This window comes from Streptococcus sp. GMD6S (assembly GCF_000297015.1).
The window spans coordinates 1-2261 of the sequence record NZ_AJRH01000379.1 but is presented as its reverse complement, the minus strand read 5'-3'; the positions used below and the strand labels follow the sequence as shown (position 1 = coordinate 2261).

At 43.9% G+C, this 2261-nt stretch carries 3 protein-coding genes; 2 read left to right on the top strand and 1 reads right to left on the bottom strand.

The window, feature by feature from the left end; translation table 11 throughout:
• Both GMD6S_RS11855 and GMD6S_RS11850 read left to right on the top strand, forming a co-directional pair.
• On the top strand, positions 1-387 hold a 387-nt coding region (locus GMD6S_RS11855; RefSeq protein ID WP_000304519.1), incomplete at its 5' end, for a PTS sugar transporter subunit IIC.
• Positions 388-401: 14 nt separating this feature from the next.
• Entirely contained in the window at positions 402-1313 is a 912-nt protein-coding gene (locus tag GMD6S_RS11850) for a PTS system mannose/fructose/sorbose family transporter subunit IID (protein WP_000818322.1), read from the top strand.
• Positions 1314-1372: 59 nt separating this feature from the next.
• Here GMD6S_RS11850 and GMD6S_RS11845 read toward each other — a convergent pair.
• A partial coding sequence (locus tag GMD6S_RS11845; RefSeq protein WP_000326338.1) for an HAD-IC family P-type ATPase occupies positions 1373-2261 on the bottom strand: 889 nt, incomplete at its 5' end.

Sequence of the window (2261 nt, the reverse complement as noted above, 5' to 3'; positions counted from 1 at the left end):
CGTGCTCACTTTGTTGCACTTCTTCTTCAAGGTCTTCGTATTGCAATCCCTGCTGCCTTCCTTATCGCTATCCCTGCTTCTGCCGTTCAAGATGCTCTCAAATTGATGCCAGACTGGTTGAATGGTGGTATGGCTGTCGGTGGTGCTATGGTCGTTGCCGTTGGTTACGCTATGGTTATCAACATGATGGCAACTCGTGAAGTATGGCCATTCTTCGCAATCGGTTTTGCTCTTGCAGCAATCTCTCAATTGACTTTGATTGCCCTTGGTGTCATCGGTGTTGCCCTTGCCTTCATCTACCTTAACCTTACAAAACAAGGTGGAAACGGTGGCGGCGGAGCTGCAACTTCTAACGACCCAATCGGTGATATCCTAGAAGACTACTAGAAAGGGGAACAATCATGGCTGAAAAAATTCAATTATCAAAATCAGATCGTCAAAAAGTTTGGTGGCGTTCACAATTCCTTCAAGGTTCTTGGAACTACGAACGTATGCAAAACTTGGGTTGGGCTTACTCATTGATCCCAGCTATCAAAAAATTGTACACTAAAAAAGAAGACCAAGCGGCTGCTCTTGAGCGCCACCTTGAATTCTTCAACACTCACCCATACGTCGCTGCTCCAATCATGGGGGTTACTCTTGCACTTGAAGAAGAGCGCGCTAACGGTGTTGAAATCGACGACGCGGCTATCCAAGGGGTTAAAATCGGTATGATGGGACCTCTTGCTGGTATCGGTGACCCAGTATTCTGGTTTACAGTTCGTCCTATCCTTGGAGCTCTTGGTGCATCACTTGCTGCATCTGGTAACCTTGTTGGTCCACTTCTCTTCTTCTTCGGATGGAATGCTATCCGTATGGCCTTCCTATGGTACACACAAGAGTTCGGTTACAAAGCTGGATCTGAGATCACTAAAGACATGTCTGGTGGTATCTTGAAAGACATCACTAAAGGTGCTTCTATCCTTGGTATGTTCATCCTTGCCGTTCTTGTACAACGTTGGGTATCCATCAACTTCACTATCAACCTTCCAGGCAAACAATTGTCAGAAGGTGCCTACATCAACTTCCCAGAAGGTCCTGTTACAGGAGCTGAGTTGAAGGGCATTCTTGGTCAAGCGCTTAGTGGTATGAGCCTAGATAGAGTTCAACCACAAACGCTTCAAGGTCAGTTGGACTCATTGATTCCAGGATTGATGGGACTTCTCCTTACTTTCCTTTGCATGTGGTTGCTTAAGAAAAAAGTATCTCCAATCACAATCATCCTTGCCCTCTTTGCAGTTGGTATCGCAGCTCGTTTCTTCGGTATCATGTAATCTCGGTGAGAATATATAAACAAAAAAGAATCAGGATTAAACCTGATTCTTTTTATGTATCAACTTTTTCTCCTAGTCAGATAATGAAAGCACCCAATCACCACTGCTAGTATGGCAACATAGAGTAGCTGTTTGGCTTCTAAAGGCACAAAAGCTCCCTGTAGGATAAAAGTATTGGCAAGTACACCAACAAGGGCTGCAAGGCTCAAAAACGTGAGCAAAAGCATCTTGTATCGATTAAAAGGCAAGCTGACCTTGGCAACTAGACACAGACCATTGATCAGGGCAAGGAGGAAGCAAATAAATTTGACCTGACCTGGGACAGTGATAAAGAAATTGGTCAAAAGAACACTAGCAACCAGAACGCCACCACCAATCGCCGCGTTGGTTAGGATATCTCTCATAAAGTGAGTGCTAACCTTTTCTTTATTGGACTCAAAAGTCAGGAAGAAGGATGGAATCCCAATCGTAATGGCTGAAATGATTGTAAACTGAATGGGGATAAAGGCAAATTCCAAACCAAATACCACACTCAAAATGGCAAAAACGATGGAGAAGAAGGTCTTTGTTAGAAAAAGAGAGGCTACCTTTTGGATGTTGTTAATGACCCGGCGTCCTTCCATCAAGATATCATAAAATACTGCAAAGTCATCTGTGAGAAAAACAATATTGGATACACTTTTGGCTGCACTCGTAGCCCCCTTCATGGCAAAACTAATATCTGCTTTCTTGAGAGCCAGAACATCATTGACTCCATCACCACTCATGGCAACTGTTTTACCAGCATTTTGCAAAATAGATACCATCTTTTGCTTCTGTTCAGGTGTCACACGTCCAAATATTTCGTGTTCCAAGACCACTCTTTCAAAGTCATCATCGCTCACCTTGGTCATATCAATAGCCCGCGCTTCTTCCTTAAAACCTGCCTTACGAGCCACCCCATATACA

Coding starts and splice junctions, on each gene's coding strand:
- GMD6S_RS11850 (WP_000818322.1), top strand. CDS start 402: ATGGCTGAAAAAATTCAATTATCAAAATCAGATCGTCAAAAAGTTTGG.